Source organism: Acidimicrobiia bacterium (genome assembly GCA_035471805.1).
GTDB lineage: Bacteria > Actinomycetota > Acidimicrobiia > Spongiisociales > JAHEDJ01 > JAHEDJ01.
Genome location: DATIPS010000031.1, coordinates 84,693 through 111,128 on the forward strand (window position 1 = coordinate 84,693; position 26,436 = coordinate 111,128).

At 63.8% G+C, this 26,436-nt stretch carries 21 protein-coding genes, 1 tRNA gene and 1 pseudogene; 6 read left to right on the top strand and 17 right to left on the bottom strand.

What is annotated here, in order from left to right; translation table 11 throughout:
• Positions 1-9: 9 nt before the first annotated feature.
• The 10 genes from VLT15_07310 to gnd all read right to left on the bottom strand — a co-directional run bounded on the left by VLT15_07310 (position 10) and on the right by gnd (position 14,464).
• Positions 10-2,559: a M1 family metallopeptidase gene (locus tag VLT15_07310; protein HSR45023.1), complete on the bottom strand. Its 2,550-nt coding sequence runs from the start codon at positions 2,557-2,559 to the stop codon at positions 10-12.
• A gap of 284 nt (positions 2,560-2,843) precedes the next feature.
• The gene (locus VLT15_07315; GenBank protein ID HSR45024.1) at positions 2,844-3,872 is read right to left on the bottom strand and encodes an SIS domain-containing protein; all 1,029 of its coding nucleotides are present in this window, start codon (positions 3,870-3,872) and stop codon (positions 2,844-2,846) included.
• A gap of 27 nt (positions 3,873-3,899) precedes the next feature.
• The gene (locus VLT15_07320) at positions 3,900-5,477 is read right to left on the bottom strand and encodes a glycoside hydrolase family 3 N-terminal domain-containing protein (GenBank protein HSR45025.1); all 1,578 of its coding nucleotides are present in this window, start codon (positions 5,475-5,477) and stop codon (positions 3,900-3,902) included.
• Positions 5,474-6,373, bottom strand: a complete 900-nt coding sequence (locus tag VLT15_07325) for a carbohydrate ABC transporter permease (GenBank protein HSR45026.1) — start codon at positions 6,371-6,373, stop codon at positions 5,474-5,476. Before VLT15_07325 ends, VLT15_07320 begins: the two co-directional genes overlap by 4 nt.
• Positions 6,370-7,773: a sugar ABC transporter permease gene (locus VLT15_07330; GenBank protein ID HSR45027.1), complete on the bottom strand. Its 1,404-nt coding sequence runs from the start codon at positions 7,771-7,773 to the stop codon at positions 6,370-6,372. Before VLT15_07330 ends, VLT15_07325 begins: the two co-directional genes overlap by 4 nt.
• Positions 7,774-7,840: 67 nt before the next feature.
• Positions 7,841-9,310 (bottom strand): ABC transporter substrate-binding protein, encoded by a 1,470-nt coding sequence (locus VLT15_07335; protein HSR45028.1) that lies wholly within the window; start codon positions 9,308-9,310, stop codon positions 7,841-7,843.
• A 50-nt stretch (positions 9,311-9,360) separates the two neighbouring features.
• Positions 9,361-10,218 carry a PIG-L family deacetylase gene (locus tag VLT15_07340; GenBank protein ID HSR45029.1) on the bottom strand — a complete coding sequence of 286 codons (858 nt, stop codon included), beginning with the start codon at positions 10,216-10,218 and terminating at the stop codon, positions 9,361-9,363.
• The gene (locus VLT15_07345; GenBank protein ID HSR45030.1) at positions 10,218-11,627 is read right to left on the bottom strand and encodes an ROK family protein; all 1,410 of its coding nucleotides are present in this window, start codon (positions 11,625-11,627) and stop codon (positions 10,218-10,220) included. The genes VLT15_07340 and VLT15_07345 overlap by 1 nt, the downstream gene beginning before the upstream one ends.
• A complete protein-coding gene (locus VLT15_07350; GenBank protein ID HSR45031.1) occupies positions 11,627-12,802 on the bottom strand; it encodes an ROK family protein in 1,176 nt (391 codons plus the stop codon). The genes VLT15_07345 and VLT15_07350 overlap by 1 nt, the downstream gene beginning before the upstream one ends.
• Positions 12,803-12,994: 192 nt before the next feature.
• Positions 12,995-14,464 carry a decarboxylating NADP(+)-dependent phosphogluconate dehydrogenase gene (gene gnd, locus VLT15_07355; GenBank protein HSR45032.1) on the bottom strand — a complete coding sequence of 490 codons (1,470 nt, stop codon included), beginning with the start codon at positions 14,462-14,464 and terminating at the stop codon, positions 12,995-12,997.
• A gap of 75 nt (positions 14,465-14,539) precedes the next feature.
• On the opposite strand from gnd, the gene VLT15_07360 reads away from it, so the two are divergent.
• The 3 genes from VLT15_07360 (at position 14,540) to VLT15_07370 (ending at position 16,524) form a co-directional block, all read left to right on the top strand.
• Positions 14,540-15,265, top strand: a complete 726-nt coding sequence (locus VLT15_07360) for an ROK family protein (protein ID HSR45033.1) — start codon at positions 14,540-14,542, stop codon at positions 15,263-15,265.
• Positions 15,266-15,430: 165 nt separating this feature from the next.
• Positions 15,431-15,802, top strand: coding sequence for a hypothetical protein (locus tag VLT15_07365; protein HSR45034.1), 372 nt, complete (start codon positions 15,431-15,433; stop codon positions 15,800-15,802).
• The gene (locus VLT15_07370; GenBank protein ID HSR45035.1) at positions 15,799-16,524 is read left to right on the top strand and encodes a hypothetical protein; all 726 of its coding nucleotides are present in this window, start codon (positions 15,799-15,801) and stop codon (positions 16,522-16,524) included. The genes VLT15_07365 and VLT15_07370 overlap by 4 nt, the downstream gene beginning before the upstream one ends.
• A gap of 29 nt (positions 16,525-16,553) precedes the next feature.
• Here VLT15_07370 and hflX read toward each other — a convergent pair whose 3' ends face one another.
• Both hflX and VLT15_07380 read right to left on the bottom strand, forming a co-directional pair.
• Positions 16,554-17,867, bottom strand: a complete 1,314-nt coding sequence (hflX, locus tag VLT15_07375) for a GTPase HflX (GenBank protein HSR45036.1) — start codon at positions 17,865-17,867, stop codon at positions 16,554-16,556.
• Positions 17,864-18,160 carry a hypothetical protein gene (locus VLT15_07380; protein ID HSR45037.1) on the bottom strand — a complete coding sequence of 99 codons (297 nt, stop codon included), beginning with the start codon at positions 18,158-18,160 and terminating at the stop codon, positions 17,864-17,866. The genes hflX and VLT15_07380 overlap by 4 nt, the downstream gene beginning before the upstream one ends.
• Before the next feature lie 203 nt (positions 18,161-18,363).
• Between VLT15_07380 and VLT15_07385 the strand changes: the two genes are divergently transcribed.
• On the top strand, positions 18,364-19,341 hold the full coding sequence (locus VLT15_07385; GenBank protein HSR45038.1) for a LysR family transcriptional regulator: 978 nt from the start codon (positions 18,364-18,366) through the stop codon (positions 19,339-19,341).
• A gap of 14 nt (positions 19,342-19,355) precedes the next feature.
• Here the strand turns inward: VLT15_07385 and VLT15_07390 are convergent.
• A tRNA-Sec gene (locus VLT15_07390) sits at positions 19,356-19,447 on the bottom strand.
• A 63-nt stretch (positions 19,448-19,510) separates the two neighbouring features.
• Between VLT15_07390 and VLT15_07395 the strand changes: the two genes are divergently transcribed.
• Positions 19,511-20,224, top strand: a complete 714-nt coding sequence (locus VLT15_07395; GenBank protein HSR45039.1) for a helix-turn-helix domain-containing protein — start codon at positions 19,511-19,513, stop codon at positions 20,222-20,224.
• A 392-nt stretch (positions 20,225-20,616) separates the two neighbouring features.
• On the opposite strand, the gene VLT15_07400 is transcribed toward VLT15_07395, so the two are convergent.
• From VLT15_07400 to VLT15_07410, 3 genes and pseudogenes are all read right to left on the bottom strand, one after another.
• Entirely contained in the window at positions 20,617-21,768 is a 1,152-nt protein-coding gene (locus tag VLT15_07400; protein HSR45040.1) for a cystathionine gamma-synthase, read from the bottom strand.
• Positions 21,769-21,779: 11 nt separating this feature from the next.
• Positions 21,780-22,721, bottom strand: a pseudogene (locus VLT15_07405) (pyridoxal-phosphate dependent enzyme).
• Positions 22,718-23,338 (bottom strand): hypothetical protein, encoded by a 621-nt coding sequence (locus VLT15_07410; protein ID HSR45041.1) that lies wholly within the window; start codon positions 23,336-23,338, stop codon positions 22,718-22,720. The pseudogene VLT15_07405 and the gene VLT15_07410 overlap by 4 nt, the downstream one beginning before the upstream one ends.
• Before the next feature lie 97 nt (positions 23,339-23,435).
• Here VLT15_07410 and VLT15_07415 point away from each other — a divergent pair, with 97 nt between their 5' ends.
• Positions 23,436-24,350, top strand: coding sequence for a COX15/CtaA family protein (locus VLT15_07415; GenBank protein ID HSR45042.1), 915 nt, complete (start codon positions 23,436-23,438; stop codon positions 24,348-24,350).
• A 53-nt stretch (positions 24,351-24,403) separates the two neighbouring features.
• Here the strand turns inward: VLT15_07415 and VLT15_07420 are convergent, their stop codons facing one another.
• The gene (locus VLT15_07420; protein HSR45043.1) at positions 24,404-26,416 is read right to left on the bottom strand and encodes a thioredoxin domain-containing protein; all 2,013 of its coding nucleotides are present in this window, start codon (positions 26,414-26,416) and stop codon (positions 24,404-24,406) included.
• Positions 26,417-26,436: the final 20 nt, after the last annotated feature.

Below are 26,436 nucleotides of genomic sequence, written 5' to 3' on the forward strand. Positions count from 1 at the left end.
CCGTGAAGGTCATTCGCTCAGGAAGGCGTCTAGACGTTCTCTCTCACGCAGACCCAGCGAAACCATTGCCCGCTGTAGCTCGAGTTTCTGCGAGAGAGACTTGGCCGCAACGGGGAACCCCGTCTCTGCGAAGAACGCCTCAACCCGTCTTGCGAGACCGGGCTCAACCATTGCCGGAAGGCTGTGCACCAGGTATCTCTGCGTGGCAGGTGGAAGGAGGCTCGTGAGGGTCGTCCACTGTTCGGTGACCCGATTCCAGATGTGGTCCGTCGTCGACTGGTTGGCCAGCAGGCCGGCGATCACCCATGCCCCGTCCTGCCCGCGGATTCGCCCGTTGAGCGTCATCTCGAAAGTCCGGTCGGCGGCGTCGAGCCCCGGGAAGTAACCGAGCGCCCTCAGGTATCGAACCCGGAGCTGAGGGTTGGAAGACGACTCGTACGCCTCGACGACGGCCTCGTAGTCGTCGTAATCGCCGAATGTCGCGGAGATAGCCAGGACGGCAAGTGCCACTTCGGCGTCCACGGCTGCCGGATCGGCGAGCACCGCCGAGAACAGACTCTTGGCTCTCCTGATCGTCTCAGGCTCTTTTCCGAGGCAACCGTATGTGGTGAGAACCTGGCCGCGCAGCCGGCGGGTCAGATCGTCTTCTCCCTCTACCGGATCCCAACCCAGCCGGTCGGCGGTCGGGCCGACGAGGCGCCGGATGAAATCCGCGAATCGATCGTCGTTCGGGACGTATCGCCCCAGCTCGAGGAGATGGGTTACCAGCATCTGCCACACGGCATGTTCCTGCTCGTCCCGGAACGCAGCGGCAAGGACGGCAAACTCACCGATGGGAACCGACCCTTCAACGGCGAACGCCCATGTGTCGTCGAGAAGGGTGAAGCGCTCCAGCGGGTCGAGTTCCGCAAGCCGCGGCTCGAGCGCACCGAGGAGGGAGGCTTCATAGCGAACACGGTAGAAACCGTGGCCCCCTGCGTTGGCGATCACCCAGTTGATCGGGCCTCTCACGGGAATCACCTCAGATTCCACGGTGAGCAGATGCTTGATGATCTCCTCGCCGTCCGCCGTTCCGACCCGGATCTGCATCGGAATCCGCCAGAGGTTCATTGCCTCCACATCCTCAACGTAGCGGAACTGCCTCTGGGTGATTCGCAGACCTCCACTGACCCTCTCGGCGGTGACCTCCGGGTAGCCGCCCTGGAGGATCCATGTGTTCATGATCTCCCCGACCCCGCCCTCGGAGGCGCTGTCGAGTCCCCTCCATAGGTCCTCGGTCTCGGTGTTCGCGTAGGAGTGTTCGCGCAGGTAGTTGCCTACACCCTCGCGAAAGACCTCGACGCCCAGGTACTGCTCGATCATCCTCAGGAGTGCCGCGCCTTTGCCGTAGGTGAGGGGGTCGAACATCTCGTTCGCTTCTTCCGGGGATCGGACTTCGAATTCCACTGCCCGTGTGCTGGCCAGTGCATCGATGTCCATCGAGTCGGTTCGCTCCGCGCCCGGGTCCACGGCGAAAGCCAGCCAGCGCCTCCAGTCGGGTCTGTAGGCCTCGACGGTCTTCATCTCCATGAAGGAGGCGAAAGCCTCGTTCAGCCAGATACCATCCCACCACTTCATCGTGACGAGGTCCCCGAACCACATGTGGGCGAGCTCATGGGCGATGACGTCGGCGACGCGCCGCTGCTCGTACTGGCCGGTCGTGGCCGGGTCGATGAGGACCGCATTCTCCCGGTAGGTGATCGCTCCGAGGTTCTCCATTGCACCGAAAGCAAAGTCGGGGATGGCGATGAAGTCGACCTTGTCGCCGGGATAGGGGATGCCGTAGTAGTCGGAGAGCCAGCGAAGGGCGTATTCCCCGATTTCGAGAGCGAAATTCGTGAGATGTGCTTTCCCCGGTGGAAAGACGATCCGGAGGGGGACCCCATCGACGTCGACCGGGTCGGTTATGTCGAGCCGGCCGACCACGAAAGCGACGAGGTAGGTCGACATGATGGGTGAGTCGGCAAACCGGACGATCGACTTGCCGTCAGACCGGACGGTGCGGCCGACCTCGGACATGTTCGAGATGGCAACCAGGTCGCTCGGCACGATCAGGGTGACCGAGAACGTCGCTTTGAACTCGGGCTCATCCCAGCATGGGAAAGCACGTCGGGCATCGGCAGCCTCGAACTGCGTGGTCGCGATGGTCTGCTCCTCGCCGTCCTCGTCGGTGTAGGTGCTCCGGTAGAACCCGCGCAACCGGTCGTTCAGGACTCCCGCGAACGCGAGGTTGAGCTGCCATTCGCCTGGGTCAATGGGTGCCTCGGGCGTGACCGTGATTCGTTCGTTGGCTTCGTCGTAGTCGATCGTTGCCGGATGGATGCCCCCGCCGTCGTCGACCAGGGAGGCCTCGCTTATTTCGAGTTCGATGGCGTTCAGGTTGAGGCCGGTGATCTTCTCGCGAACGTCGATTGTGACGGTCTGGGTCCCGGTGAACGACGCGGTGGGGATGTCGGGTTCGATGGTGATCTGGTACCGGCGCGGAACGGCGCTGTTGGGAAGTCGGTGTTCGTTCGACACGGTGCTCCTGGAGGCGAGTTTGCGGCCCTCGATGGTAGCTGCGGGAGCATCAGCTTTTCCAGATCGGGGGTCTCGGTTGTTTAATGCGCCCTTAACCGATGCTTGCGGTTCCTTTTGCCGGCCGTGGCATACCGTTCCGGTAGAGGTTGTGGTGTGATGCCGCAGGTTGGGTACGAACCCCCGCTTGATACCTCGAGGAACGTACGACGGCGGTGGTCCCCAGCCTCCCCAAGTTGCACCGCCGTCGAACGTTCCGGAAACCCTCACCGCCGCCCAGGGCTGGTCTACGTCGTCTTCGTCACCTTCGACAGGCCGCGCGGGTGGTCTGTGTCGAACCCCTTGATCTTCCCGAGGTGGTAGGTGAAGAGCTGGGCGGCGACGATTATCGGCATCGGGCTGAGCCACTCGGGCGTGGTCCGGGGAAGTGCAATCCCGTAACGGCTTGCCTCCAGGGCCTCATCCCGGTTGGAGATGGTCAGGGTTCTGGCGTGCCGTTCATTCGACAAGTCCTCCAGCAAGGCCAGCATGTCGCCGAAGAGCGGGCCGTCCGGCGCGGCGGCCATGATCGAGAATCCGGGCTCGACAACGGCAATAGGGCCGTGCCGGAAATCCGCGGTCGAGTAGGGATGCGCGAGGGCGTACGTCACTTCCTGCAGTTTGAGCGCCCACTCGAATGCGGTCGAGTGGTTGAACCCGCGGCCGAGGATGGCACATGAACGAAGGTCGGCGAAGTCCCTTGCGATATCGCCGACCAGGGGTTCGGTTCGGAGAACATCCGCCATGAGATCCGGCGCTCGCCGGAGATCGTCCGAGATCGCCCCCATTCTCATCGTGTCTGAGAGCATCGCAACGGCGAGAAGCTGCGCCGTATAGGTCTTGGTGGCTGCCACCGCATACTCTTCGCCTGCTTTGATGTCCACGATGTAGTCGGCGTTGGCCGCCAGTGGAGAGCCGGGGCGGTTGGTGATTGCCAACGTCGGCCTACCCTGCCTCCGGCCTTCCGCCAGCACTTCCACGAGATCCGGCGATTCACCGGATTGGGATATCCCCACGACCAGCGCATCCTTGAGGTTGGGTGGGCTCTGATACGAGGTGAACAGCGACGGGGCGGCGAGTGCGACTTGCAGTCGATTGTGAGCGCCCCACAGATACTTGGCGTATCGGGCAGCATTGTCCGATGTGCCGCGGGCTGCAATGACCACATGACCGAAACTCACGTCGCGCAGCCGGGAAACCACCTCGGAAATGGGCGTGGCGTTGTCCCGCAGGATCTCGCTGAAGACGTCCGGCTGCTGGCGGATCTCGTTGTGCATGCCCATGGTTTTGCCCTCCGTCGCTGTTCAGAGTCCGAATCCGGCCGGGAGTTCCTGCGAGACCGAAACCGGAAGCCGGCCCTCGGCTTGACCTGCTCCGAAGATGATCGAAGCCAGGGCGTTCATCGACGGCTCGAGGATGCTGTATGTGCATAGGTGGGTCTCCGAAGCCGGGTATGCGGCGAGGTCGTATGGGGTACGCAGAGCCACGGTGATCATGGGAACCCCACAAGCGACCAGTTCATCGACGAGCCGAACCTGCGCGTCGTCCATCGAAGCCGAAATAGTGCCGAGCACGAGGGCCGCGTAGGACTCGGCCCGCTCGCGCAGGTCCGCGATCTCGTTGGGCGCCGGCGGGTGGGAGAGTATGAACTCATCGACGTTGGGGAAGTGCCGGCGCAGTGCCGCGGCCAGGCCCGGGGTGACGGAGGACGATGTGTCGGCGGGTGTCAGATCCTTCGGCCGGGGCATGATCGCCGCAATACGGGCGTCGGCGGGCGGGCGGAGCGGCAACAGCCCTGCGTCGTTCCTGAGCAGAGTGATGGAACGCCGGGCAACCTCGTCGGCGAGCGCCCGGTGTTCGGCAGAACCGACCCGGCCGGTATCCGTTGCTCCCGGGAACCCGAATCGCTTCCGCAGCCTCTGGTTGCGTGCAACGGCATCCTCGAAACGACCGGCGGGGATGACCCGTCGCTTGACGGCAAGGGCCAATCCGGCTTCGAGGCGGGCCTGACCCTCCGGCGTATCCTTCAGCAGCAGCAGATCGACGCCGGCCCTCACCGCCGCGATCGAATCGATGATCTGGCCCACACCCTGTGAGATGGCCCCCATGTCCAGGGCGTCTGTGATCACGGAACCGTCGAACCCAAGCTCACCGCGCAGGAGGTCGGTGAGCACAGCGGTTGAGAGGGTCGACGGAAGGTCGTCGGTTTCGGTGAGGCCGGGAATCGCGAAATGCCCGGTCATCACGAGCGCCGCGCCGGCATCGAGACCCGCCCGGAAAGGGACCAGCTCCCGCTCGTGCAGGCCATCCCTGTCGCGCTCGACCACCGGCAGGACGAAGTGGCTGTCCACCTGGGCTTCGCCCTTGCCCGGGAAGTGCTTCAGCGTCGCGGCGACGCCCTCCTGCTGGAGGCCGGCGACCATGGCCGCGACGTGTGCTGCCGCGCGTCCCGGGCGATCCCCGAAGCTTCGAGTGCCGAGACCCGGATTGCGCGGGTTGGTGTTGAGGTCGGCGACCGGCGCGTAGTTGATCGAGATCCCGAGCGCCCGAAGCTCCCGGCCCAGCGCCCGGGCCACCTCCCGAGTCAGTCTCTCGTCGTCGATCGCTCCCAGCGCCATGTTTCCGGGGAAGTACGTACTCCCGGGCCCGAGCGCCAGAAACTGGCCTCCCTCCTGATCGATCGCGATCAGGAGCGGAAGATCCCGGGGGTTGGCGGCATGCAGCGCGGCAGTGAGTTCGCCGACTTGGTCGATCGACTCGACGTTGTCGGAGCGAAAGAGTGTGAATCCGGCCGGTGGGTCAACCCGAATGCGGTCGAGTACTTCGTTCGAAGGCGTGGTGCCTTCGAACGACATCATCAGCAGGTCGGCGGTAGACGTCACCCCTTGACGGATCCGGCTAGCAGGCCCCGCACGAAGTAGCGCTGGAGCGAGAGGAATACCACGAGGGGCACGATCATCGTGACGAAGGCGCCTGCAGTCAGCACATGCCAGGCTTCGCCTTTGGTGCCCACCAGTTCGTTCAGGGCGGCAGTCAGGATGGCCACTTCGGAACCCGTTCCGAGAAACACCAGCGCAACCAGCAAGTCGTTCCAGACCCAGAGGAACTGGAATATCGCGAACGAAGCAAGAGCAGGCATCGAAAGCGGCAGCACAAGTCGCAGGAAGGCCGTGAAGTGGGATGCTCCGTCGATGAAGGCCGACTCGAATAGATCCTTCGGCAGCTGCGATATGTAGTTGTAGAGGAGATAGATGGCAAGCGGCAGTCCGAACCCTGTGTGCGCCAGCCAGAGACCCAGGAAGGTCCCGTTCATTTCGAGATCCGTGTAGATCCGCAGTATCGGAATCAGAGCCATCTGAAGTGGCACGACCAGCAAGCCGACTACGAGGGCGAAGAGCAGGCTTCGTCCCGGGAATCTCATCCATGCGAATGCATAGGCGGCGAATGCGGCCAGCGTGATCGGTATGACCGTGGCGGGGATTGTGACGACCAGGCTGTTCACGAAGGCATTCAGCATGTTGTCGGAGGTGAGCACATCGGCGTAGTTCTGAATAGTCCATTGCGCGCTCTCGAACGGGTGGACGAGGGCCGTCCACCAACCTGTTCCATCGATGGCGTTCTTGCCCCGCAGCGAACTGATCAACAAGCCCACGGTCGGCAACGACCAGAGGGCTGCGATCAGGACGACCGCCACTTTGACGGGGGTTGATCGGGTTGCGTCCGCCAGCGACCTCTTGCGGGTGCTCCGGCCTCCCGAGACGGTGTCGAGGGTACTCATGCGCCGATCCCTTGCCGTCGCAGGTTGCGAATGTTGACGACCATGATCGGGATCGTGACGACGAGCAGGACGACCGCGAGGGAGCTCGCTCTGCCGAAGTTCCGGAACTTGAACATCTCGCTGAACATCCGGTTGGCGACCACCTCCGTGTCGAACCGGCCCCCCGTCATGACGAATACGATGTCGAACACCTTCAGGATCGCGATGAACACCGTTGTCGCCACGGTGATGATCGATCCCCGGATGGACGGAACGATCACTCTGAAGAACAGTTGAAACTCGTTGGCTCCGTCGATGCGGGCGGCCTCGACGATCTCGTTGGGAACGCCCTTGAGGGCGGCCGACAGGATGACCATCGCAAAGCCGGTCTGCAGCCAGATCATGATGACGATCAACGCCATCGTGTTCAGCGGCGGAGTCTGAACCCAGGCAGTCGGCTCGCCGCCGAGGCCGGTCTTGACTGCGTTGAGAAGACCGATCTGAGCTTGCCCGGGCGGTCTCCAGTAGTACATGAAACGCCAGATGACGGCGGCGCCGACCATGGAGATGGAGAGTGGAAGGAATACGAATGTCTTGGCCAGTGCTTCGCGCTTCACCCTGTCGACGAGAGTGGCGATCAACAGGCCGAGAATCACGGACCCACCCGTTCCGATCACCAACCACAGGAGGTTGTTTCTGAAGGCGATCCGCATGTCCTTGCTCGTGACCGCAAAACCGTAGTTCTGCAGTCCAAAGGTCCGGATCTTGCCTCCGGAGAGGACGAGCAAGGCGCTCGAGTCGCCCTCTTTGCTGGAAATGACGGTGACCCTGGCGATCTCGAAGCTATCTCCGTTGATCCAGTACGAGCCGAACTCGACCCGGTCCTCGCCCTCGGCCATCGTGGCGAGGATGTCGGTGGCTCCGGCCAGCTCGACCGGCAACTCGGCGGGGAAGTCCACGATGTCTTCGGTGAGGCTGGTGTAGATCGTGTTGATGGTGGGAAACACCAGAAAGAACCCGAGCAGCGCGACGGCAGGGCCGACGAATACCCACGGACGAACCCGTGCTCGCCACAGGAAGGGGAGCCTGTCGACCAGCGCGTTGGCTGCGAGAAACAGTGCCCACACTCCCGCGATCCCGACGATGAGCGCGACGACCGCGATGATTGCTTTGTTGGAGGCCGGGCTCAGGCCACTGGCGCTGATTGCCTCGGCTGCCCGGTCGGCTCCGAAGAAGGCGTAGATCCGGGCGATGGTGCGGGCGGGGGCATCGAGATCGCGAAGGAATCCGAGGGCCCAACGAAGCACGATGAAGACGGCTGCTGCTCCCGCCAGGGCGCCGACCCCGCGGACGATCCCGGCGCGGCGAGCCTCCCACCAGGTCCGTCTGCCGATCTCTGGATCCTTCAGGTCGGTCACCATGGTCGCTCCACTATATGAGTGGGAGGCGCGCCGTTGCGGCGCGCCTCCCGTAGTTTCCTCTCGTTGGCTAGCTCTCCGGCCAGCTGTCTTCGATTTCCTGGAAGATGTCTTCTGTTCCTTCGCCGTTGGCGGCGACCCAGTCGACCATGCCGGACCAGAACGTTCCCTGTCCGACGTCGGCCGGCATCAGGTCCGACGCATCGAACTGCAGCGTGGTCGCAGCGGCGAGGATGCTCGCAATCTCCTGGCCGGCGTAGGTCGTGTACCAGTCGACCGGAACCGAGCTATTCGGGGAGATCAGCGATCCTGCGGCGATCCAGCCCTTCGCTGCGTCGGCGGTCGCCATGTACTCCATGACTGCACGGACCTCGGGACGGTCGTTGAACATGACGAACATGTCCCCACCGCCCAGCACCGGCCGCCCGGACGCTTCTTCGATCGGAGGCAGGTAGAAGAACTTGGCGTCTTCGCCGGCCTGGTAGAGGATCTCGTTGCCTTCTGCATCGGTTCCTCTGGTCGGATCGGCCGGGAAGAATCCGGAGATCCAGGAGGCCTGACGGTGCATCCAGCAGCTCGGGCCGCCTTCATCGAACATCGGCTTCGGTGTATCACCTACCCAGGTGGCGTTGATACCGATGTTGCCGCCCAGGACGTAGTCCGATTCGAACCAGTAGTCCTTCATTATGGCGGCGGCTTCCATCACCTCGGGGTGATTGAAGGGGATCTCGTGGGCGATCCACTGCTCGTAGACCTCAACCGGCGCTGTGCGCAGGAGAATATCCTCGAGCCAGTCGGTGGCAACCCAGCCGGAGGCGTCGCCGTGCTCGATGCTGATGCACCAGGGCTTGCCGCCGTCTGCGACGATCTGGTCGCTCAATGCGGTCAGCTCATCCCAAGTTTCGGGGATCTCATAACCGGCGTCGGCGAAAGCCTGAACCGGATACCAGACGAGCGACTTCGTGTCACCCTTGAAGTACACGCCGTAGGTGCTGCCGTTGTAGCTGGCCTGATCGGTCCACGCCGAGCTGTAGTCGCTGAAGAGCTGGTCTTCATTGATCCACTCACTCAAGTTGACGAGGACGCCCTGTTCGGCGAACACGTTCATCAAACCCGGTTGGGCGATCTGGGCGAGGTCCGGGGTGTCGCCACCCTCGACCCTGACCGTCAGCACCGTCTCGTAGTCGGTGATTCCGTCGTAGTTGATGTTGATTCCGGTGCGGGCTGCGAAGTCCGCCAGCGTGGCCTCGAAGGCCTCACCTTCGGCCTCTATCCACTGAGCCAGAATCGTCACCTCGGTGCCCGAGTACTCGCCGGCTTCTGCGCGAGCAAGGTGCTCATACGGGCCCTCCGGGGCAGGCTCGGTGCTGTCCGTTGGGGCCTCGGTGGTGTCGGTTGTTGCTGCTGTTGTTTCCGTTGTCGGCGCGGTGGTGTCCGAGACATCCGCGGCCGTCGTGGTGGTTGCGTCGCTATCGGCCGCACAGGCGGACACGATGAGCGCGAACACCACCAGGAACGCGACGAGAATTCGTCGATTCATGGTTTGCTTCCTCCGTGTTGTTGGGCTTGTTGTTGTGCGGGGTGAGCGCATCACTTGCCCCCCAGGAGGGTTGTGATGCGCATTGAAATCTCGAGTTGCATCCTTTCGATGTGCGAGCGAACGAAGTCGTCGATGTCGCGATATGGATCTTCGACGAGTGGTGTCAGATCCATGCCGTAGATGAGAGCTTGGGCGGTGTCGACCGAGTGGCTCTCGGAGAATGTGGCATGGGCAAGACGTCTTCCGGCAGTGGCCAGGTCGTAGCGCTTGCCGCCGCTGATCTGCGAGTCGTAGACACCGAGCACGGCTGCCGCCAGGTTCTCGTGTGCCGACACGTCGAAGGCGATCTTGTCTGCGTCTGCCAGCCAGTCGAGGTCGCGCCACACTTCGCATCCGTAGACGGCCGACGGCCTGGCCTCTCGGGGGAGCGATCGCAGCGCCGCGATGGTCCGGAGGGCCACCGCGACATGGGTGTCGTGTTTGTCGGCGAGGTTGTGGGTGTAGATCACGTCCGGATGGGCGGCGGCGATCAGGTGAGCCAGTTCGTCGGCGACGCTCGCGTCGGCGGGGTTCTTGACGGCCGAGCTCGGATAGTCCAGAAGAACGGCCGCGCCGTACTCGCCGACATGAGCCGCTTTCTTTTCCTCGATGATGCGGACTGCCTGCATCTGCGAGTCGGTGTAGTCGCCGTACAGGCCTGCCCGCGGGCTTCCCGCCCCATCGGTCACGGTGATGCCCGCGAACCAATGATCATCGCGACCGAAGCATTCGAGAATCCCGTGGTGCGCCATGATCGGGATGTCGTCCTGGTGGGCGCCGATGGCCATGTGTGTCGTTCTGGCGATAGCCTCATCGGTGTCTGTGCCGTCGGGGACATAGATCTGTGCTCCACGTCTGGTCAGGATCATTACGAGCCCCGGTTCGAAATCAGGGGGAGAGACGCAGCTGCCACCGACTGGCCGACTCGCTTCATCTTCTCGTCCGGTACGTGGAGCCGGATCGCCAACTCGGGAAACTCTGCGGTGAGCACGCGTTCGGCGGTTCGGACGATGATCTCACCGCCCATCCCCGAAGTGACTCTGCCGAGGACCAGGACGTGTTCGACGTCGTAGAAATCGGCGTAGTGGGCGACGGCATATCCAAGCCACACTCCGATTGTCTCGTATATCGGAGGGACTCGATCGTCGCCCTCTCGCATCAGATCCTGGATGGCCTCCAATTTCTGCGCCGGCGTAAGGCGGGCGTCGATCGAGATCCCGGCCCTCTCGGCCAGTCGGATGACCCCGGTCTGACAGAGATACTGGACCCCGCACCCGACATCGCCCGACCACTCGTCAGCGGGTGCGCCCGCCTGGTAGTCGATCGGAGCGAAGGCAAGCTCGTTGAGCCAGCGCGTGATGTTGCCGTCGCCCGTCACGTATCCCGCCGCCTCGCTCGAGCCCATTGCGATGCCGAGCACCGCGTTCTGTTCGAGGCTCATCGAACCGGCAAGCGCGGTGACCTCCCCATCGTTGACGACGTTGAGGGGGACATGCCATTCGTCGCGGATCTGCACGAACAGGTTCCCGGCTTCCTTCTCGAACGCTTCCTCGGGGATTCCCCTGAAGAGGGAGGCCGCCCTCACCTGATCGTCGATCCATACTCCTGCGGAGCTGCCGCCTATTGCATCGACTCGGGGAAGGTGCTCGGCGGCTCTGCGGAGCCCTGATGCGATGTGCTCGTAGTGGTAGGCAATGTCGGCTTCATCCCTGGGATGCCAGGGGAACTCGTCCGAGTACACGCACATTCCATCGATCACGGCGCTGATCTTGTAGTCGCTGGCCCCCAGATCGAATCCTATGCGACATCCCTCCAGATGGCGGCCGAGCGGTACTGTCGGTTCGCTTGCGGGAGGCATTTCATCCACGTCGATCACTTCGACCCGGAAGGGCGTGTTGTAGATCTTCGACATGAACTCGAAGTCGAAGGACCGTGCACCGTCCCGGGAATAGACGGAGTCGAGGTGTTCGCCGATGTAGCCGGGCCCGCCGATCAAGAGCCTGCTGGCCCCCCGCTGCCACAGCAAGAACTTCACGAGCCGCTCGGCGTAGTAGAGGCTCTCGGCGCGCTCGTTGGGGGCCGACCCGTCGTGCACGATCGTTTCGTAGGTCGAGAGCGAACCGTCGGGTCTTGCCAGCCCGACCACCAGTCGTGTCGCCGAGCCCGACCGTCGGATCCCGGCGAGACACGACCTATTGAACAACACGGCAGGGAGGAAACCCGGATCCAATGGTGGGGAGATACGAGGTTTGATCAGGAGCTCGGGGGTTGGCGACATCAGAGCACTCCAAGCTGATCGTTGAGCACGGAGGCAGCTGCGCCGAGACGGACCGCTCGGTCTCCGGTTCTTCCGTAGCTGAGATGCAGCTTCCCGGCCACGGCGGGGAGTACGCGTCGTCCGATCTCGCTGTGCAGGCGAGCGAGGAACGGCTTGCCGAGTCCGGCGATCGGTCCGCTGAACACAACTTCGTGGATGTCGAGGATGGCCACAGTCGTCGAGAGCACTACCGCCAGATTGCGGCCGGCTCCGTCGAGCACCTCCTGCACCTCGTCGTTTCCTTCCGCGGCCTGTGCGGCGGCGGCTTTGAGCAGATCGGACGGCGCGGGGGGCGGGTCGAGCAGGAGACCCCTGAGTGTTCTTTGCAGGTACGGCACGGCCGCAACCGTCTCGAGACAACCGGACTTGCCGCAAAAACACGCCGGTCCGTCGGCGTCGACGACGACGTGTCCGATCTCTCCGGCCGCAGAGTCTTCTCCGGTATGGATGCGGCCGTCCATCACGACGCCCGCTCCGATACCGTTTCCGATCTTGATCACAACGAGGTTCTCGGCACGACGACCCCCGAACGAGTACTCGGCGAGGGCGGCGGCACGGCTGTTGTTCAGCACACATATGGGAACGCTGTATCGCTCGGCGAGGAGGTTTCGCAGTGGGACATTGCGCCAGCCGAGGTTGGAGGCTTCGATGATCGTCCCCTCGGCATCAACCACGCCCGGGGTCCCCACGCCAACACCTAGAACGGGCGCCGTCGCCGCCTCGATCAGCTCGTCAACAGTGTCGAAGAGCTGCTGCAGTCCACCCTCCCCCCCTGCGAACGGGAGGGGCGGGGCAGTCAGTTTCGTCTTGGTTCCCTTGAGGTCGAGGACGGAGCCGGTCAATGTGCCGTCGCTCAGATCCACGGAGATCAGGTTCCGTGCTCCGGCCTTCAAGTCGAGCAGCGTAGGTGGCTTGCCACCGGCAGACGGCCCGGTGCCGGTCTCGATCACAAACCCTTCATCGATGAGTTCGGCGATGAGGTGAGATACGGTCGCCGGAGTGAGGCCCGTGGCCCTGGCGATGTCCGCGCGCGTAGTTGTGTGTTCGTTGAAGACGCGCTGTAACACCAGGCGCCTGTTCTGGTTCCGGGTGTCCTGCCTGGTGGCTTTCCGTTGGACTCGAAGTGGAGCGGTGATGGTGGCTGTCCCAGTAAACTATATTCAGTAAACATACTAAGTATTCGAAACCAAGTCAACCCTGGATTTGGACAGAAGAAGAGTGCCGCTCGCAGGCATCCCTGAGTGTGGTGGCACCTGCCGGAACGAGGATTCAGGCAGGTGCCCGGTGTGAGTGATGATGGCTCTCGCCACCGTTCCGGCGGGCCTTGCTCAGGCGTCGTAGGTCCCCGCCGTGGTGTCGCCGCCCCTCCCGGTCCAGTTCGTGTGGAGGAACTCGCCGCGCGGCCTGTCCGTTCGTTCGTAGGTGTGGGCGCCGAAATAGTCGCGCTGAGCCTGGATCAGGTTGGCCGGCAATCGGCCGCTCCGGTAGCCGTCGTAGAAGGCAAGTGCCGAGGAGTAGGCGGGGACGGGAATCCCATGGGAAACGGCGGTGGTCACCACGAGACGCCATCCTTCCTCTGCCTGTGCCAGAGCCGAAGCGAAGAAGTCATCCAGCATCAGGTTGGTGAGATCAGGATCCGATTGATAGGCCGCGATGATGTCGTCGAGGAAGGCCGCCCGGATGATGCAGCCCTCCCTCCAGAGTGAGGCGATTCGGCCGTAATCGAGGTCCCAGCCGTATTCGACTGCAGCAGCCCGAAGAAGCATGAAGCCCTGTGCGTAGGAAACGATCTTCGACGCGTACAGAGCATCCCGGACGGCCTCGACGAAGCGACCCGCGAAGCCGGCATCCGCCACATGGTCGATAACCCGCCTGCTCGAGCCCAGCACGTCCTGTGCGACAACTCGCTCGTCTTTGAGAGCCGAGAGGATGCGGGCGAAGACGGCTTCGGCGACCAGCGTGACGGGCACACCGAGATCGAGGGCGGAAACGGCCGTCCACTTCCCGGTGCCTTTCTGCCCGGCAGTGTCGAGGATCTTGTCGACCAGCGGGTCTCCAACCTCATCCCGATAGGCGAGGATGTCGGCGGTTATGTCGATGAGGTACGAGTCGAGCTGTGCGTTGCCCCAGGCCCGAAATACTGAACTCATCTCGTCGTGGTCCATTCCCAGGCCGGCCTTCATCAGGTGGTAGGCCTCCGCGATCAGCTGCATGTCGCCGTACTCGATGCCGTTGTGGATCATCTTGACGAAGTGCCCTGCTCCGTCCGGCCCCACCCAGTCACAGCACGGTGTCCCGTCGGCGACCTTGGCGGCGACCGATTGGAATATGTCCCTCACCCACGGCCATGCCGCACTGCTCCCGCCCGGCATGATCGAGGGCCCGTGCCGAGCCCCTTCCTCACCTCCGGAGACACCGGTGCCGATGAATCGAAGACCCCGCTCCTCGACGTGGGAAGTCCTCCGAATCGTGTCGGTGAAATGGGAGTTCCCTCCATCGATGATGATGTCGCCTTCGTCGAGCAGCGGGATCAGTTCTTCGATGACCGCATCGATTGCGTCTCCTGCCTTGACCATCAACATGACACGGCGCGGCGCAACCAGTGACCCGGCCAGTTCTTCGAGTGAGTGTGTACCGATCACCTTCGTTCCTGCAGCAGGGCCCGCCAGGAACTCGTCCACCTTCGAAGTGGTGCGGTTGTAGACCGCCACCGTGAAGCCGTGATCGTCCATGTTCAGCACGAGGTTCTGCCCCATCACCGCGAGGCCGATGAGGCCGATATCTGCTGTTGCTGGCATGGTTGGCTCCCTGACTCGGCTTCGTACGGCAGGCTAACTGCATCAAGTACAGTCTCGTCCGTGGAACGTTTCGTGATGGGCATCGACATTGGCGGATCCGGGATCAAGGGTGCGCCTGTTGATCTGGCCGCCGGCGAGCTGGCCGGGCGGCGACATCGGATAGACACTCCCGTCCCGTCGACCCCGGATGCGGTCGTCGGTGTGGTCGCAGAGATCGTATCTTCCTTCGGATATGAAGGACCCGTCGGCTGTACCCTGCCCTCCGTTGTCAAGCACGGCGTTATTTACACGGCGGCCAACATCGACGAGGCGTGGATCGGTGTCGACGGCCGGCAGGAGCTGGAGCGCCGACTTCGCATGCCCGTCGTGTTGTTGAACGACGCAGACGCGGCCGGAATCGCCGAAGCCGCCTACGGAGCGGCGAGGGACGTGCCGGGCTTGGTTTGCCTCCTCACTCTCGGGACCGGCATCGGCAGCGCGGTGTTCTTCGATGGTGTGCTTGTTCCGAACACCGAGTTCGGTCACCTCCAGTTCAAGGGTGGCGATGCGGAGGACTATGCGTCGGCCAGGACTCGCAAGGATGAAGCGCTTTCGTGGGCAGACTGGGGTGCGCGGGTCGGTGAATATCTCCGCTACGTGGAGCGGGTCGTGTCTCCGGATCTCTTCATCCTCGGCGGTGGTGTGAGCAGGCGGCTCGATAAGTTCGAGCGGTACCTCGAATGCTCCACGCCGATTGTGCCCGCCGAACTGCGCAACGACGCAGGGATAGTGGGCGCGGCGCTGGCGGCAACCAGCCTCTAACGTCCCAGCCGCGCGGCCCGGACTCTTCCCTGCAGCCGCCGGCCGGCGGGCACCCATTCGTGATCCACGACTCGCTGACCCTTCTTACACACTTCTTACCTCTACACAACAGCCGTCTGATCTCCCACGCCGATGCTGTGGGCACACGGACACGGAAGGAGTGCAGTGAAACCAGTCCTGGCCCTGATAACAGTCGCAGCGCTCACCGCCTGCAGTGCGGCAGACCGGTGGGCTGGGCCCGGGGTCGACGAGTCGGCGGCGGCCGTCCGGGCCTCGATCGATATCCCGGACGGACCCTTTGCGGAGACCGTCACGACCATCCCGAACCCGGCGGCGGACACTGTGCCGGAGCCGGTAGCGCCCGCCGAGACCACGACCGCTCCGGTGGCGGCGCCGCCATCAACCACCACCACGACAACCGTTCCCGAGATTGATCTTGATCTCTCTGAGCTCGACGAGTTGGTAGGCGAGCTCGACCGACTTCTCGGCGATCTCGGTGCGGCAATGAATCAGACGGAAGGAGAATTCACGCCATGAAGACACTCTCGGTAACGCTGGTAGCGCTGCTCATCGTGAGTCTGGTGCCTGCTGGTGCCGTCGCCCTGGAAACACCGGCCGGGCCGGAGGCAGCCGGTGAGCGAACCATTGAGAAACTGAAAGATCGCGCAGAGCAGGCCGTGGAGAGGCGGCTCGACACTATCGACAGGGTGATCCGCGCCCTCCAGGGTGCCGGGCATCTCACCGACGACCATGAGCGAATCTTGCTCGGGGAACTGGAAGCAGCCGCCGACGGTCTGTCCGCGCTCGGCCGCGAGATAGAAGCGGCCGAAACGATCGCGGAGTTGCGGAACCTCATCCCGTTGATATTCGAGGACTACCGCATATACGCGCTCGTCGTCCCGAAAGCGCATCTGGTCGTGGTGGCCGACACGGTCGGCGCGGTGGTCGATCGGGTCGAGATCGTTGCCGGGTCGCTGCAGGATGCGATCGACCGCCTGAACGGCGCCGGGTACGACACCGCGGAGGCCGAAGAGGCCCTGGCCGGGATGGTCGAGTCGCTGCGGCAAGCAGACTCGTTGGCAAGTGCCGTGCCCGACTCCGTGTTGCCCCTTCTGCCTGCCGACTGGCCGGACCCTGCTCGAGGGATTCTCGAGGGTGCCCAGGCGGACTTGCGGTCGGCGCGCGAGCAACTGGCTTCTGCGGTCCGTTCGGCCCACCAGGTGGGAAGGATCCTGACGGACCTCCTCAAAGGGGGATAGGCGATGCGCCGCCCGACCTGCCCATCGCGCTACTCGGAGTGCTCGTCCTTCACGGTCCAGTCGGCAAACTGAGCCGCCATATCGCCCCGCAAGCGGGCATCCACCAGGGTGCCCGCTTCGGTGTGCGACTCGTCCAGCACGGCCCCGCTTCTGTGCAACAACGCCATCAGGTCTCCGCGGTCGTAGGGGATCTCGAGAGAAACCCGGTAGTCGGTGGAGGTGAGGGTGTGCTCGATCACCTCGAGTAATTGCGGCAGTCCCTCGCCGTCGCGAGCAGAGATCGCAACACCCTCATGCATGGCGACGAGCCGGTCGATCGCCGTGGAGTCGGCCTGGTCCCGCTTGTTGATGACGAACAGTTCGGGAACCTGCTCCGCACCGATCTCTCCCAGCACGGCCCGGACGGCTGCTATCTGCGCGTCGGCATCGGGATCGGACCCGTCGACCACATGTAGGAGCAGGTCGGCGTTGTGCACTTCGTCGAGGGTCGACTGGAACGCCTCCACGAGCTGGTGGGGGAGGTCCCTGATGAATCCGACGGTGTCGGAGAACAGTGCCGGAGTTCCCCCCGGCAGCTCGGTTCTTCGCACCGATGAATCGAGGGTTGAGAAGAGCTGATCCTCCACGAGAACGTCGGCGTTCGTTATCTGATTGAGAAGGGTCGACTTGCCGGCATTGGTGTATCCCACGAGCGCGACCAGGGGCAGCTCGGATCGAACCCTTGCCTTGCGCTGAGTCTGGCGGGTAGCGGAGACTTCCTTCAGCTCTCGCTTCAGTCGTGCGATCCGCTGGAGGATCCGGCGCCGATCGGTCTCGAGTTTCGTTTCACCCGGGCCGCGTGTGCCGATTCCGCCGGCCTGACGGCTGAGCTGGACACCCTTTCCTCGCAAGCGCGGGAGGTAATACTGGAGCAGCGCGAGCTCCACCTGGAGCATCCCAGCCCGGCTGGTTGCGTGTTGGGCGAAGATATCGAGGATCACCGCCTGGCGGTCGACGACGTCGCATTCGAAAAGGTTCTGAAGGTTGCGTTGCTGCGCCGGACTGAGCGAGTTGTCGAACACAACGACGTCGATGTCGAGTGTGTTGCTGAGCTCCACGGCGCGCTCGGCCTGGCCTCTACCGATGAGCAGCGCCGGTTCCAGCTCCGAACGGACGAGCAACTCGCTGAAGACCGGGTCTGAGCCTGCCGTGGTCGTCAACCGCCCGAGCTCGGCGAGTGAACGGTTGGCAGACTCGCCGGCGGCGGATGAGGTGGCAACTCCGATCAGGTAGGCCCGCTGCCGTTGAACCTCTAGATCCGTGACCGTTGCGGTGAGCCGGCGCCCGCCCCTGCCCGTCGTCACAGGTAGTGGCCGTTCTCGGAGTGTTTCTCGTCGGCCTGCTGCTCGGCGATGATCTGAGATTCGCGGACGGCCACCACGACTTCACCGGTTGCCGGCCACAGGAAACGCCAGGCCCCGGAGGGAACCGCCCAGAACTGGAGTCCCGAATCGACGTCGACGAGAGCCAGGGCGTCGTTCGATTTCTCCGATCCGGCCGGAACCAGGAGTCCCGAGCGCGTTGCGGATTCCTCCAGCAGATGTCCGACTCGCCAGCCGGACATCACCTTGTAGCCGTTGTCGTGACTTCTCGTCATTACCCCATGGTGCCATTCATGAAGGCTTAATGGAACTCGGTTATCTGTGCGTTGGGCGGCGCGGCAAGGGGTTGGCCGCCGGCAGCTTCTGACCCGGGCGATCCGCAGCTACGGGCCATCTGCCAACGGCAAGGGGTCAAAGGCCATTGCACGGCTCCCACAGGTGCACATATGCTCGGATCATCGCTACGTAGGACCGGGTCATGTTGACAACCAACGAGCTGCAGGTCTTCATTGCCGCCGCCGAAACTGAGAACTTCTCGGAAGCCGGGCGCCGGCTGGGTGTGTCTCAGCCGGCGATAAGCATGCAGATCAAAGCGCTGGAGGAGCGCCTCGGTTTGCAGCTCTTCGAGCGCGCCGGCCGTCACATCTCCCTGTCGGAGGCCGGACGGACACTGATGCCGATGGCCCGTGAGACGATCGACCGGGTTATCGGGATCGAGGAAACGATGGCGTCTCTCCAAGGCGACGTGGTCGGTCTTCTCAAGCTGGCGTGCAGCACGACTGCGGGGAAGTACGTTCTCCCTGCTCTGCTGTCCGGCCTGATGGCCCGTCATCCCGAGGTGGAGGTCGTCTGTCAGGTGACCCAGAGGGCGGCCGCCCTGGATACGCTGCGCCGCGGCGACGCACACATTGCTCTGAGCAGCCTGCGGTTGCCTTTCAGGGATGTGGAGTACCGTCCGTTCCTGACCGACAGCATCGTGCTCGTGGTTCCTCCTCAACATCGGTGGGCGAACCTGTCGGAACCGATCCTTCCCGAGGATCTGCTCAAGGAGCACTTCATCGTGCGCGAGTCGACTTCGGGCACGCTCGACGCGCTGCGGCAGGGACTCGAATGGCACGACCTGAGCCTCGATCACCTGCACAAAGTGATGACCCTCGGAAATGCCGAAGCTATTCGAATGGCGGTCCAGGAAGGCATCGGGATAGCGTTCGTGTCGGCGATGGTCGCGCTCGAAGCTGTTGAGATGGGCAAGCTATCCGTTGTTGAGGTCGAAGGCCTGGAGCTCGAGAAGACCGTATACATGGCGCGCGACACAGACCGGCCGGCAACGCGGGCGCAGGCGGCGTTCTGGGACTGGGCATTCGACCCCGCCAACGAGAAGATCCGTGAGCGGCCGACACTGCGAGCTGGCGAACGGCAGGGCGGCCTCCAGCCGCAGCCGCCGGCTGATAGCTAGAGGCCCGCCCATCGCGGAGGCGGACGGGAATCGAACCCGCCAGGCGGCTTTCACCGCCTCAACGGTTTTGAAGACCGTGGAGCCCACCAGGCGCTCGGTCGCCTCCGGGGGTGAGGGTAGCCGTCTTCATGGGTGAACCATCCGGTGCAGTAATGTGATTGTTGAGCCCATGCCGGAATATCTCTCCCTTGGTGATTTGATGCAGCGTCGTCGTGCGGCGCTTGGTTTGACACAGGCGCGCCTTGCCGAGCTGGTCGGCCGGTCACCGTCGACCATCCGGAGCTGGGAGCGGGATCGCTCGGTTCCAGCGGAGCCCTCGGCTTATGCGGCTCTCTCCGCCGTGCTCGGATTGACCGATGAAGAGATCGAATCTGCCATCAGCGGTGGGCGATCTCAGACCCCCGCACCGGACGCCACGGATCTCGAAGGGTCTCTGCCCGGCGATCCGGATCCCACAGGGGCTTCAATCGAACCGCCGCCGGCCGGAGGAAGTCCGGAGCTCGAAGCAGATCGAGGCGACCGCCCTGCGGATGGCCGGCCACTTGCGGCGAGGTCCGGCGAGACGGGTTCGACGCCGGCACCGAGCGGTTCGCCGGGAGGGGATCGACGAGACCCACCGGAAGCCGGGCCGGCCACCCCTGCCTCCCGGGCCGATGAAACCGTGCGAACAGAGGCGGCGCCCCCCGAACCGGCTGTCTCCCGGGCGGTATCCAGATTGCCCAGAGTTCCCTCCTATCTCGACGATCCCGCCGAGGTGCGCACGTACCGGGCGCGAACGATCCTGACCGCCGTCCTCCTGGTGCTCATGCTCATGGTTCTCGTCTGGGCCTTCGGCGAGGCCCGCGAGGCCCTCGGATCGCTGTTCGGCGACCAGGCCCTCTGACCACAGCCGGGTAACACCCCCAGCTCCAGCCCGATCGGTTTCCGACGGATCGTGCTCCTGGTCGAGACGCGGTCTCGGGGAACCGGCAACAAGGAAGCGGGCTCCCGGAGGAGCCCGCTTCACATCGAAGAGCCAGAGATACTTCATTCGCCACGAGAGGACCAGCTCGCGGATCCCTTAGCCCCGGTGGTCCGGGTTGGTGTCGCTACCGGTAGCGAGACGAATGCCCCGCCCAAGCGGCACCGATGGCCGCTTAGCGCCCGGCCACCTCCAGAGTCCTACATAAACCTTCTAACAAGTCGGACCACCTCCTTTCTCTGGTAGAAGAGATGCTGCCACAGATCGCGCGATTGCGCTACGACTTTTCTCGAAGAGGCACCGGAGCCGGGAGTTCAGAGTTCGGCGTTCAAGGCCTCGTCGAGATCCTCCAGCAAGTCGTCTACGTGTTCGATGCCGACCGACAGGCGGATCAAGTCAGGAGGGACCTCCAGGGCGGTGCCGTCCACCGATGCATGGGTCATGGAGGCGGGGACTTCGATGAGCGACTCCACGCCCCCGAGACTCTCCGCCAGGAAGAAGAGCTTCGTTGCAGTGGCAACACGGTTGGCCGCCTCGATACCGCCGTGCGGCCGGAAAGAGATCATCCCTCCCCCGGTGAGCATCTGCCGGGCGGCAAGGTCTCTTTGAGGGTGGGATTGAAGGCCCGGATAGTGGACGGCCGCCACTGAAGGGTGAGCCTGCAGGAACTCGGCGATCCGCAGGGCGTTCTCCGAGTGTCGTTGCATCCTCACCGCAAGAGTCTTCAGTCCGCGCAACACGAGCCAGCTGTCGAACGGACCCGCAACCGGCCCGGCGGCATTGATCAGGTACTCGAACCTCGCAAAGCAATCCGGATCCTTGGTCACGAGCGCTCCGCCGACGACATCCGAATGGCCGCCGAGATACTTGGTCGTCGAGTGCAGCACCACGTCCGCGCCCAGCGCGAGAGGTTGCTGCAGGAACGGCGTGGCGAAAGTGTTGTCGACCACGAACAGCGTGCCGGCTTCCTTGGAGATTTCTGCAACCGCCGCGATGTCCACCAGTCGGAGCATCGGGTTCGTCGGCGTCTCCGCCCATATCACCCGAGTGTTCGGGCGCACGGCCGTTCTCACGAGTCGTTGATCCGTCATGTCGACGGCGGACCACTCCACGCCTTGCTCGGCGAGAACTCGGGCGAAGAACCGGAAGGTACCCCCGTAGGCATCATTCGGCAGCAGAACATGATCACCGGGTTTCAGGGTGTAGCCGATGATCGAAGTGGCCCCCATGCCGGAGGACGTGGCAACGGCGCCCCCGGCCGACCCCTCTCGGACTCCCTCGAGTGCGGCCAGCGCGATCTCAAGCGCCCGCCTCGTAGGGTTACCCGTACGGGAATACTCGTATCCGAGGTGGACGCCCGGGGACTCCTGGGCGTAGGTGGAGGTTGCGTAGATGGGTACGACGACGGCTCCGGTGGTCGGGTCCGGCTCTTGTCCTGCGTGTATAGCTTCGGTTTCAAATCGCATCAATCCACCTCGAATCCGTTTGCCTGCATCCAATCGTCGTTGAAGACCTTCGACAGGTAGCCCCGACCCGAGTCCGGCAGGATCACAACCACGAGTCTGGCCGGATGTTCGGCGGCCAGCTGCATCGCCCCGTAGACGGCCATTCCGCCGGAACCCCCGACCAGCAGGCCCTCCTCACGAGCCAGGCGGCGCGTCGTCGAGAACGATTGAGCATCCGAGACCATTCTGTACCCGTCTACTACTTCGGGGTCCAAGGTATCCGGCCAGAAGTCCTCACCGACCCCCTCGACCGCGTACTGGTGAACCGCATCGTCCGCAGGCGCGGTGAAGACCGAACCCTCCGGGTCGATACCGATGACGAGAACCTCCGGGTTCATCTCCTTCAGGAAGCGTCCTGCTCCGGTGATCGTCCCGCCGGTTCCGACGCCGGCGGCGAGGATGCCGACCAGACCGTCCGTCTGGTCCCAGATCTCCGGACCGGTGGTCCGGTAGTGGGCCGCGGGGTTGGCGGGGTTCTCGTACTGATTGGGGGAGTAGGCACCGGGGATCTCTTCTGCGAGTCGGCGGGCCACGCCGTAATAGGAGGCAGGGTCGTTTGGGAGGAGCTCGGTTGGGGTCTCGATGACCTCGACGCCGTAGGCTCGCAGCAGATCCTGCTTCTCTTTCGAGACCTTGTCGGGGACGGTGCAAATGACTCTGTAGCCGCGGACGGCGCCGACGATGGCGAGGCCGACTCCGGTGTTGCCCGAGGTGGGTTCGACGATCGTCCCACCCTTGGTCAACAGCCCCAGTTCCTCGGCGCGATCGATCATCGAGACGGCGATCCGTTCTTTGATAGATCCACCGGGGTTCATGTACTCGACCTTGGCAACGAGGTTGCCCGGTGGGTGGATTCGGGAGAGCCGGACAAGCGGGGTTCGGCCGATGGCGGAGAGTGCGTTGTCGGATATCACCCGGGCAGTGTATTGCCGGATGTGTTTTCCGGGCCTTCACCGTGCCACCGGGCTTGCCGCACCGGAAGGTTGGCGAGATGCTCGGTCCTGTCTTGCGATCTCTTGCGGTCCCGCCAGGATCGCGCAGGCACCGCCAGGCAGATGAGCAACCCGGCCGCCAGAGAGAGGCCGCCCATGAACTCGACGAAGGCGGCCAGGTCGTCGGCGATTGCGTAGTTGTTGAATGCGGTCGGTCCGAGCAGGAAGGCCCAGTCGTGGTCACCGCCGATGAGTTGCAGCCGCTCGTACGGTGCGTCGGCGATGTAGACGCTCGCGTCCCACGCGGAGGTACCGGTCCAGGCCAGCATGAGGCCGCCGGCTACCCGATCCTTTCGCCACCACAGGAAGTAGACCGCCAGCCCCGCCGGGACGGCGATCTGGGTGATCGAGCCAAGCGCAGCCGTGAGTATCTCGGAGACGGGAAAGACGTAGCCGACCAGATGGCCGAGTTCGTGGAATCCGAGATCGACGAAGCCGAGCAGTGGAACACGGGTCTCGAGCACAAACGGGAAGAGAGCCATCACGAGGATGAACGAAGATGCGGCCAAGGGACGCCAGAGGGTTCTCCAGTCGGTCACGAAAGGTATATCGGCAAGTTCGGTCGGCCTGTTGAGTTTCTATCCGCGTATAGGGGTGACGGGCATTTCGCGACGCCAGACTGGCTACCCTCCCCATATGTCACGCCTCGCCAAGTTCGCATGGGCCACGCTGGTCGTGAACGTGGCGGTTGTCATCTACGGGGCCTTTGTGCGCGCAAGCGGATCGGGCGCCGGATGCGGGCCCTCTTGGCCCACCTGCGACGGCGAGATCATCCCGGGAGGTCTCGACGGTGCGCGCGCCGTCGAGTTCACGCATCGGGTGACGAGTGCTCTGGCGGCTCTCATGGTCGCAGTTGTCGCCATCTGGGTGCTCCGAACTTTCGAGAAGGGGCAGCAGATCCGAACGGCAGCCTGGTTGTCTGGGATCTTCATCATTTCGGAGTCGCTGGTCGGTGCCGTTCTCGTGCTGGCCGAATGGGTGGCCGACGATGCTTCCGCGGCCCGCACGGTGATGGTTCCCGTCCATCTCGTCAATACGTTTGTGCTGCTCGGTTCGCTGGCGTTGCTGGCCTGGTGGGCTTCCGGACGCGGCCCTGTTCGAGTGGCAGGTGCTCGCGGATTCGTTTGGTACTTCTCCGCTTCGGTGCTGGGGATGATCGTCGTTTCGGCGACGGGTGGCGTCACTGCTCTGGCGGACACCTTGTTCCCGCTGGAGTCGGTCGGGGAAGGTCTATCGAGTGCGACTGCGGACGCCGAGCACTTCTTGACCAGATTGCGGGTCATCCATCCGGTCGCGGCCATCGCAATAGGAGCCTTCACCGCCTGGATGGCCTGGACGTTCGGCGCCGGAGCGGAGAAACGGCTGACTCAGCGCCTGGCCGTTGCCATCGTGGGCATCGTGGTGGTGCAGTTCTTCGCCGGCATGACGAATATCGTGCTGGGAACGCCCGTGTGGCTGCAGCTCATTCATCTCGCGCTGGCGGACCTGCTGTGGCTGGGTCTGGTCTTCTTCGGAGCCTCGACGCTGGAAACGGAACCCGTCCCCGTCTGAGTTTTCTCAGCAATGCTGTGGTTGCTGGAGAACATCAGTATTGCTGAGAAAACTCAGCGGAGCTGGGAGCGGAGGGCCACCGGGTCCGACACCGGCAGCTTGCAGGCGAACCCTTCGCACACATAGGCGAGTGTTCCGCCGTTCTGCGCTCTGTTGGCGAGCAGCGGGACGATCGCGCCGTCGGCATTTGCACGATCCAGCGCGATGATCAGCTCGGGCCGGAAAGCCTCCCAGACGACCTGGTGGAGAGCCCCGGCGTCGGGGCCAACGATGGCGACCTCCCGCGGACCGATATCGAGAGAAGTGAGAACCGAGAGCAAGTGGCCGACGGCGCTCGGGTATTGCTCGACGAGCGCGGCACTGTCGCGAAGCGCCCTCTCCGCGGCCAGGCGGAGTTCCGAATCGCCCGTATACAGCGACAGCCACAGCAGCGCCTCGGCGGCGAGTGAAGTTCCAGACGGGAGTGGATTGTCCATCTGGTCCATCGGTCGTGTGATCAGTTCCTCGGCGTCCGCTCCCGTCGAGTAGAGGCTGCCGCCGTCGGTGAACAGCTCCAGCATCGTTCGGGTGAGCCGCTCCGCTTCGGTGTACCACTCCACCTCACCGGTCGCCTGGTAGAGGGTGAACAACCCGACCGCGTAGCCCGCGTAGTCGTCGAGGAAACCCAGGATCTTGGCGGTGCCTTGCCCCCAGGACCGCAGCAGCCTCCCGTCGTCCGTTCGCAGATTGTCCAGAACGAATCGTGCATTCCGTCTTGCCCTCTCGAGCAAGCGCTCGTCTCCCAGGATCACTCCCGCCTCGGCGAAGGCTCGCAGGGCGAGGCCATTCCAAGCTGTGATGATCTTGTCGTCGAGGCCGGGCCTCACACGGTTTGAGCGTTGGTGCAGCAATGCTTCCTTCGCTCGGTCGAGGATGTCAACGACGTCCTCGACCGGCATGTCGAACCGGCCGGCCAACTCGTCGGGAGCGACCGCCTCGTGGAGGTGATTGGCCCCCTCGAAATTCCCCGACCCGGTCACTCCGAAGTGGGCGCCTGCCACTTCTGCGCCGGTTCCGACCAGCAGGTCAAACTCTTCCTTCGCCCAGGTGTAGAACTTGCCTTCTGCTCCTTCGGAGTCGGCATCCTCGGCCGAGAAGAAGCCGCCGTCCGGATGAGACAAATCGCGGAGCAGGTAGTCGAGGGTCTCGACGGCTATGTCGCGAAACCCGGATCTGCCGGTCACCTGCCAGGCCCGGAGATAGAGACGGGCCAGCTGGGCATTGTCGTAGAGCATCTTCTCGAAGTGGGGAATGAGCCAATCCGCATCTACCGAGTAGCGGGCGAACCCGCCCCCCACATGGTCGCGGATACCGCCGGATGCCATCCGCGCCAGAGTTGCCTCGACCATATCTTGCGCTCTCGGTGCCCAGGGCTGTCCGGCGGCACGCAAGAGGAACTCGAGAACCGGCTGCTGGGGGAATTTCGGAGCACCACCGAATCCGCCTCGCCGATGGTCGAAGGATGCCTCGATCCGGAGATATGCGGCGGCCAGGGCGTCCCGGCCGGGGACCGCGTCGGCCACCGGCAGCCGGCGGGCGACGGCCGAGGTGAGGTGATCGGCCTGATCTTCGACGCCGTCTCGCCGCTCCGACCAGGCCTCTGCCACAGACGTCAAGACCCGGCGGAACGACGGAAGGCCGTGGCGGTCATCCGGTGGGAAGTATGTGCCGGCAAAGAAAGGCTTCCCCGCGGGTGTCAGCCAGACTGTCATGGGCCAGCCTCCGCGGCCGGTCGTCGCCTGGACGGCACTCATGTAGATGCCGTCTACGTCGGGCCGTTCCTCACGATCCACCTTCACATTGACGAACAACTCGTTCATGACCGCGGCTGTTTGCGGATCCTCGAAGGACTCGTGTGCCATGACGTGGCACCAATGGCATGCCGAGTAGCCGACCGACAGAAGGATGGGCCTGTCCTCGACCCGGGCTCGCTCGAAAGCCGCTTCTCCCCAGGGGTACCAGTCGACGGGGTTGTCTTGATGCTGGCGCAGATACGGGGATGTTTCGTCGGCGAGGCGGTTCGGCATGGCGGCCACCGTAGCGAAGC

Bases quoted from the DNA above. Each gene is read 5' to 3' on its own strand.
- VLT15_07370 (HSR45035.1), top strand. From the start codon at position 15,799: ATGAAGACACTCTCGGTAACGCTGGTAGCGCTGCTCATCGTGAGTCTG.
- VLT15_07360 (HSR45033.1), top strand. From the start codon at position 14,540: ATGGGCATCGACATTGGCGGATCCGGGATCAAGGGTGCGCCTGTTGAT.
- VLT15_07335 (HSR45028.1), bottom strand. From the start codon at position 9,310: ATGAATCGACGAATTCTCGTCGCGTTCCTGGTGGTGTTCGCGCTCATC.
- VLT15_07345 (HSR45030.1), bottom strand. From the start codon at position 11,627: ATGTCGCCAACCCCCGAGCTCCTGATCAAACCTCGTATCTCCCCACCA.
- VLT15_07420 (HSR45043.1), bottom strand. From the start codon at position 26,416: ATGCCGAACCGCCTCGCCGACGAAACATCCCCGTATCTGCGCCAGCAT.
- VLT15_07325 (HSR45026.1), bottom strand. From the start codon at position 6,373: ATGAGTACCCTCGACACCGTCTCGGGAGGCCGGAGCACCCGCAAGAGG.
- VLT15_07380 (HSR45037.1), bottom strand. From the start codon at position 18,160: ATGACGAGAAGTCACGACAACGGCTACAAGGTGATGTCCGGCTGGCGA.
- gnd (HSR45032.1), bottom strand. From the start codon at position 14,464: ATGCCAGCAACAGCAGATATCGGCCTCATCGGCCTCGCGGTGATGGGG.
- VLT15_07395 (HSR45039.1), top strand. From the start codon at position 19,511: ATGCCGGAATATCTCTCCCTTGGTGATTTGATGCAGCGTCGTCGTGCG.
- VLT15_07385 (HSR45038.1), top strand. From the start codon at position 18,364: ATGTTGACAACCAACGAGCTGCAGGTCTTCATTGCCGCCGCCGAAACT.
- VLT15_07315 (HSR45024.1), bottom strand. From the start codon at position 3,872: ATGCACAACGAGATCCGCCAGCAGCCGGACGTCTTCAGCGAGATCCTG.
- VLT15_07400 (HSR45040.1), bottom strand. From the start codon at position 21,768: ATGCGATTTGAAACCGAAGCTATACACGCAGGACAAGAGCCGGACCCG.
- VLT15_07330 (HSR45027.1), bottom strand. From the start codon at position 7,773: ATGGTGACCGACCTGAAGGATCCAGAGATCGGCAGACGGACCTGGTGG.
- VLT15_07340 (HSR45029.1), bottom strand. From the start codon at position 10,218: ATGATCCTGACCAGACGTGGAGCACAGATCTATGTCCCCGACGGCACA.
- VLT15_07415 (HSR45042.1), top strand. From the start codon at position 23,436: ATGTCACGCCTCGCCAAGTTCGCATGGGCCACGCTGGTCGTGAACGTG.